Below are 6,316 nucleotides of genomic sequence, written 5' to 3' on the forward strand. Positions count from 1 at the left end.
ATCGCCCAGGCCGAGGCCCAGGCTTCAGCCGAGGTCAAGGCCGCCGCCGCCGACCTGGCCGCCAAGCACGCCGAGGCGATCCTGACCCAGCGCGCCGCGACCCAAAAGGCCGATCCGCTGCTGGACGCCGCCATCGCCCAGATCGGTTCGCGTTTGAACTGATCGCGGATCCGATCAAGACACGGTTCAAAGGCCCCCGTCCCGCGACGGGGGCCTTTGTCGTTTCAGGCCGCCGGTCTCAGTGCGCCGGCTGGGCGTTCATCGGCGTGCGCCGCCGTTTGTCGCGGCTCAGCAGCCGGGCATAGACATTGCCCAACACGATGCCGAAGACGGCGTGCATGAACAGGATCCAGGCGACAGAGCTGAAGTTGCGCCCGAAGGAGCCGTTGTCGCCGAACAGCATCACCGCCACCATGAAGGCCGCGAAGGCCCCGACGGCGAACACAATGCCCTTGGTCTCGGCGGTGTCCGTCGGCAGGCGCGAATATAGAACGCCGAACAACGGTCCCAGGATGAAGACGCCGGCGATCGCATGGGCGATCCATCCGACCGTCATGTTTCCCGGCATGCCGACGAGGTTGGCGACGATCAGCGGAAAGGCCGCGAACCACTTCAGAACCAGGATGTTCAGGGCTTCCAGAAGCGAAATCGCCAGGGTGGCCACGGCGCCGGCGACCATTCCTTTTTGTACGCGTGACATCATGACCGATAGCGCCTCCCAACGCTTGCTCGTTCCCGACTACGCGAGGATGAGCATACGCCTGTTGGCGCGGGCGGCGTTCACATTGCCGTGCGCGGATACAGGCCCGGCAGGGGGATGATGTCGCGCAGTTCGCGGCGCAGGCGTTTGCGCATGCGGATCAGGACGCCGCGCCCGCGCTTCAGGGCCAGTTTTTCGACCCGCAGCATCTGCTGCCACATGACGGGCGCGAACTCGGGCCGTTTGCGCAGCAGGCGACGGAAGGGATAGACGAATTTGGGCCGCCGGTGCTGGGCGCGGATGAACTGGCGCTTGGCCCAGAAGCTGTTTCTCAGGATCATCGCCAGGCCGACCAGGGCGATGGGCAGGCCGAACGGGCCGGGCAGGGGGGCGATGATGATCCCGGCCACGATAATCAGGGCGCCCAGCATCATCGCCGCCAGGCGTCTGAAGCGGCGCATGGCGCCATGGCGCGGGACGGCGAACGGGGAATCGACGGCGGGGGCGTAGGTCACGACGGGCGTCCGTTCTGGAGGCGGGATCGGCGAAACGCGGCAGGCCTTACAGGGTCCGTATCGTGGCGTTTCTGCCTCTGGACCGTGATCAGTCTGCCACGAACGCCTTTACGATCCGTTCCCGCAGGAGGCGGTCTCGCCCAACGCCGTCACGCGGCCGCGTTCGATCCCTGCGGCGCGGTCCAGCGCAGCACCGGCTGGCGGGCGGCGCGGGTCTCGTCCAGGCGGCGCATCGGAGCGTGGAAGGGGGCGCCCTTGAAGCGATCGACGTCGCCGGCTTTCGCCGCCTGGGCCAACAGACACATGGCTTCGATGAAGCGGTCCAGCTCGGCCTTGGACTCGGTCTCGGTCGGCTCGATCAGCATGGCGCCATGGACGACCAGGGGGAAATACATGGTCATCGGGTGGAAGCCCTCGTCGATCATCGCCTTGGCGAAGTCCAGCGTGGTGATGTCCGTGCCCTTCAGCCATTCGTCGTCGAACAGGGCCTCGTGCATGCAGGGACCGTCGGGGAAGGCCGGGGACATCAGGTCCGACAGGCGGGCCTTGATGTAGTTGGCGTTCAGCACCGCATCCTCGGCCACCTGGCGCAGGCCGTCCGAGCCGTGGCTCATCATGTACGACAGGGCGCGGACATACATGCCCATCTGGCCCTGGAAGGCGCACAGGCGGCCGAAGGCCTGTTCCGCCTCGTCCTCTTCGCGCTCGACCAGTTTGAAGCCGTCGCCGTCATCGACCACCCAGGGGGCCGGGGCGAAGGGGGCCAGCGCTTCGGACAACACCACCGGCCCGGCGCCCGGCCCGCCGCCGCCGTGCGGCGTCGAGAAGGTCTTGTGCAGGTTGATGTGCATGGCGTCGACGCCCAGGTCGCCAGGGCGCACCCGGCCGACGATGGCGTTGAAGTTGGCGCCGTCGCAATAGAAATAGGCCCCCGCCTCATGGGTCAGGCGGCTGATCTCCAGGATGTCGCGCTCGAACAGGCCGCAGGTGTTGGGGTTGGTCACCATGATGGCGGCCACGTCCGGTCCCAGCTTGGACGCCAGATCGGCCACATCGACGCGGCCGTCGTCGGTCTGGGCCACCTCGACGACGGAATAGCCGACGAAGGCGGCCGTGGCGGGGTTGGTGCCGTGGGCGCTGGTCGGGACCAGCACCTTGCGGCGCTGCTCATGCTCGCCCTTGGCCTCATGGGCGGCGCGGATGGCCATCAGGCCGCACAGTTCGCCATGGGCGCCGGCCTTGGGCGATAAGGCGACGGCGGGCATGCCGGTCAGGGTCTTCAGCCAATGGGCCAGGCTGTCCATCAGTTGCAGGGCGCCCTGGACCGTCGACTGGGGCTGCAACGGGTGGATGTCGGAGAAGCCGGCCAGGCGGGCCATCTTCTCGTTCAGGCGCGGATTGTGCTTCATCGTGCACGAACCCAGCGGATAGATGGCCAGGTCGATGGCGTGGTTCTTCTGGGACAGGCGCACATAGTGGCGCATGGCCTCCGGCTCGCTCAGGCCCGGCAGGCCGATCGGGTCGCGCCGGACCAGATCGCCCAGGTCGGAGCCATCGGTCGCCGGTTTCGGCAGATCGACGCCGGTCTTGCCCCAGCCGTCGCCCTCGAAGATCAGGGCCTCGTCCTGCAACAGGCCGCGGCCGCCGGTCAGGGTGGCGGGCTTGCTTTCAACGGCGTTCGGAGTGGTCGGGCGGCCGACGGTGTTCATGGTGCTCATCGTCATGTTCCTCAGTCGGCCAGCATCTTGGTCAGGAATTTCGCCAGGATCTTGATGTCGGCGTCCAGCGTCGTCTCGGTGGCGGCCACCAGCAGCACGTCGTCCATGCCCGCGCCGGGGTTCAGGCGGCTGTAGGGCACGCCGGCCAGGACGCGGTGCTGGGCCAGGGCGTCGACCACCTCGGCGGCGGGCCTGGGCAGGCGCACGGCGAACTCGTTGAAGAAGCGCGGGGTCAGGATCTCGATGCCGGGAACCGCCGCCAGGGCGTCACGCGTCGCCAGAGCCTTCTCATGGTTCAGCAGGGCCAGGTCGCGCAGACCCGTCTCGCCCAACAGGCTCATGTGAATGCTGAAGGCCAGGGTGCAAAGGCCGGAATTGGTGCAGATGTTCGAGGTCGCCTTGTCGCGGCGGATGTGCTGTTCGCGCGTCGATAGGGTCAGGACGAAGCCGCGACGGCCCTCGGCGTCCACCGTTTCGCCGGTCAGGCGGCCGGGCATCTGGCGGATCAGTTTTCCGGTGCAGGCGAACAGGCCGACATAGGGTCCGCCGAAATTCAGGGCGTTGCCGATCGACTGGCCCTCGGCCGCGACGATGTCGGCGCCCATTTCGCCGGGCGACTTCAACAGGCCCATCGACACCGCCTCGGTGACCACGACGATCAACAGGGCGCCGGCGGCGTGGGCGGCCTCGGCGATCTTGGTCACGTCGGTGGCCGTGCCGAAGACGTTGGGCGTCTGCACCACGACGCAGGCCGTGTCCGGTCCGATCTGGGCGATGACGTCGGCCTCGGCGTCCACGGCGGGGGCCAGGACCTCGGTCTCGACGCCGACGGCGTGGACCACGGTCTCGGTCGCCTTGACGTAGTGGGGATGCACCCCGCCGCTGATCACCGCCTTGTTGCGGCGGGTGGCGCGGGTCGCCATCAGCACGCCCTCGGCCATGGCGGTCGAGCCGTCATAGAGCGAGGCGTTGGCGACCTCCATCCCGGTCAGGTTCGCCACCTGGGTCTGGAACTCATAGAGGTATTGCAGCGTCCCCTGGGCGATTTCCGGCTGATAGGGGGTGTAGCTGGTCAGGAATTCCGACCGCTGGATGATGTGGTCCACCGTGGCCGGGACGTGGTGCCTATAGGCCCCCGCACCGCAGAAGAAGGGCGCCGAACCGGCGGCGGTGTTCTTGTCCGCCATGGCCCCCAGCGCCCGCTCGACCTCCAGTTCGCCGGCCACGCGCGGCAGATCGACGAAACCCTCGCGCCGCGCCGCCTGGGGCACGTCCACGAACAGGTCATCGATAGACTTGGCCCCGATGGCGGCCAGCATGGCGGCGCGGTCGTCGGGCGTCAGGGGGAGGTAGCGCATTCGATCTTCCTTCGCCGTCATCCTCGGGCTTGACCCGAGGATCAGATGCGGCGCGAGCTGTGCGTCGAAGTCTTCGCACCAGCGGTTGAATGTCCGGCCCTCGGGTCAAGCCTGAGGGTGACGGAGCGATATCAGAGCGTCGTCAGATACTGGTCGTAGGCGGCGCGATCCATCAGGGCGTCCAGTTGGCTGGGGTCCTTGACCTTGATCTTGCCGAACCAGCCGGCGCCTTCGGGATCGGCGTTGACCGTTTCCGGGGCGCTGGACAGGGCGTCGTTGGACTCGACCACCTCGCCCGAGACGGGGGCGTAGACGTCGGAGGCCGCCTTGACGCTCTCGACCACGGCGAAGCTGTCGCCCTTGCCGACGGTCTTGCCGACCTCGGGGGCTTCGACGAAGACTACGTCGCCGAGGGCGTCGGCGGCGTGTTTTGAAATGCCGATCGTGGCGACGTCGCCGTCCAGGCGAACCCACTCGTGATCCTTGGTGAATTTCATGGTCTTGTTTCCTTCCGTCATCCTCGGGCCTGACCCGAGGATCAGATGCGGTGGGGGTTGGGTTTAAACGTCTTCACTCAAGCGGTTGACCGTCTGGCCCTCGGATCAAGTCCGAGGGCGACGGAGGCTGTCACTTCGGTTTGCGGTAATAGCGTTGGGCGACGAACGGCATGGCGACGACCTCGGCGGCGGCGGGTCTGCCGCGGACGATGACCTTCAGCTCGGTCCCCAGCGCCGCGTGCGACGGCGGGACGTAGCCCATGGCGATGTTGTGGCCCAGGGTCGGCGACGGGCCGCCCGAGGTGACGGTTCCGATCACGGCGCCGTCGATGTCGGCGATCTCGGCGCCTTCGCGGGCCGGGGCGCCTTCCTTGACGTGCAGGCCGACGCGGACGCGGGCCGGGCCGTCGGCTAGTTCGCGGGCGATGCGGGCGGCGCCGGGGAAGTCGGCGCGCTCCTTGCGCGACTTCGACAGGGCGAAGGTCAGGGCGCCCTCGACGGGACTGGTGGTCGGATCGATGTCGTGGCCGTGCAGCGGCAGGCCGGCCTCCAGGCGCAAGCTGTCGCGCGCGCCCAGGCCGATCGGCTTGACCCGGGCGTCCTTCAGCAACAGCTCCCACACCCGCTCGGCGTCGGCGCCGGGAACCGAGATTTCATAGCCGTCCTCGCCGGTGTAGCCCGAGCGCGAAACGTAGCAATCGACGCCGAACAGCTTCAGCCGGGCCGAATCCATGAAGCCCATTTCAGCCAGGGCCGGTTCGTGCGCGGCCATGACCTCGGCCGCCTCGGGTCCCTGGATGGCCAAGAGGGCGCGGTCGTCCAGCAGGGTCAGCGTCACGTCGCCCGACAGATTGGCCTTCAGATGGGCGAAGTCGGCGTCCTTGTTGCCGGCGTTGACCACGACATAGAGACCGTCGTGATCCGGCTTTCCGGCCATCAGGTCGTCCATGATCCCGCCGTCGGCGTTCAGCAGCAGGCTGTATTTCTGCTTGCCGGCCTTCAGGACGGCGTAGTCGCCGGGCACGAAGCGTTCAAACCAGGCGATGGCGTCGGCGCCGGTGATCTTGGCCTGGCCCATGTGCGACACGTCGAACAGGCCTGCGTGTTCGCGGGTCCAGCGATGCTCGGCCAGAACGCCTTCGTACTGGACCGGCATGTCATAGCCGCCGAAGCCGACCATGCGGGCGCCCAGGCGGCGGTGCGCGGCGTTCAGGGGGGTGGTCTTGAGCGTGTCGGACATATGGGCCTCGCGGTCGCCTGTTCGGGCGGTCTCCCGCCGGTGAAGCGCCCCCGCTGTCCTGAAGCCTGAGAGATTCCGGCGCCCCAAAGACCGAGGTCTTCGATGGCCGCCTTGCTCCGTCGGCGCGCCCGAAGGCGGCTTTCCAGCGTCCGTGCGCCCTCGCGGTCCTTTTGCCTGAGCGTTTCCGGGGCGGTTGCGCCTTCGGCTCCGGGTCCGATCTCTTGGCCCGGTCTCTCCCGCGAGAGCGCCGACCTAAGGCCCCGACTCCGGGCCGAAGTCAAGCGAGGC

The 6,316-nt window shown here is 67.9% G+C and carries 6 protein-coding genes, 1 pseudogene and 2 riboswitches; of the genes and pseudogenes, 1 reads left to right on the forward strand and 6 read right to left on the reverse strand.

The genetic code is table 11. The features are described from left to right. Window positions 1-162, forward strand: a pseudogene (locus V7D63_RS12930) (ATP F0F1 synthase subunit B); the annotation flags it as partial. Window positions 163-238: 76 nt separating this feature from the next. On the opposite strand, the gene V7D63_RS12935 reads toward V7D63_RS12930, so the two are convergent. The 6 genes from V7D63_RS12935 to gcvT form a co-directional block, all read right to left on the reverse strand. Next, complete coding sequence (locus tag V7D63_RS12935; RefSeq protein WP_333592688.1) at window positions 239-703, reverse strand: DUF6789 family protein; 465 nt, start codon at window positions 701-703, stop codon at window positions 239-241. Window positions 704-780: 77 nt separating this feature from the next. Then, window positions 781-1,215 carry a PGPGW domain-containing protein gene (locus V7D63_RS12940; RefSeq protein ID WP_333592689.1) on the reverse strand — a complete coding sequence of 145 codons (435 nt, stop codon included), beginning with the start codon at window positions 1,213-1,215 and terminating at the stop codon, window positions 781-783. 149 nt (window positions 1,216-1,364) lie between these two features. Then, a complete protein-coding gene (gcvPB, locus tag V7D63_RS12945) occupies window positions 1,365-2,933 on the reverse strand; it encodes an aminomethyl-transferring glycine dehydrogenase subunit GcvPB (protein WP_442882144.1) in 1,569 nt (522 codons plus the stop codon). Window positions 2,934-2,944: 11 nt separating this feature from the next. Continuing rightward, the gene (gene gcvPA, locus V7D63_RS12950; protein ID WP_333592690.1) at window positions 2,945-4,291 is read right to left on the reverse strand and encodes an aminomethyl-transferring glycine dehydrogenase subunit GcvPA; all 1,347 of its coding nucleotides are present in this window, start codon (window positions 4,289-4,291) and stop codon (window positions 2,945-2,947) included. Between the two features lie 131 nt (window positions 4,292-4,422). Next, window positions 4,423-4,788: a glycine cleavage system protein GcvH gene (gene gcvH, locus V7D63_RS12955; RefSeq protein WP_333592691.1), complete on the reverse strand. Its 366-nt coding sequence runs from the start codon at window positions 4,786-4,788 to the stop codon at window positions 4,423-4,425. Window positions 4,789-4,918: 130 nt separating this feature from the next. Further along, window positions 4,919-6,028, reverse strand: coding sequence for a glycine cleavage system aminomethyltransferase GcvT (gcvT, locus tag V7D63_RS12960; RefSeq protein ID WP_333592692.1), 1,110 nt, complete (start codon window positions 6,026-6,028; stop codon window positions 4,919-4,921). 51 nt (window positions 6,029-6,079) lie between these two features. Continuing rightward, window positions 6,080-6,176: riboswitch (glycine riboswitch) on the reverse strand. A gap of 4 nt (window positions 6,177-6,180) precedes the next feature. After that, window positions 6,181-6,277: riboswitch (glycine riboswitch) on the reverse strand. Window positions 6,278-6,316 lie beyond the last annotated feature (39 nt).

It is taken from the genome of Brevundimonas sp. (genome assembly GCF_036732845.1).
In the GTDB taxonomy this organism is placed as follows: domain Bacteria; phylum Pseudomonadota; class Alphaproteobacteria; order Caulobacterales; family Caulobacteraceae; genus Brevundimonas.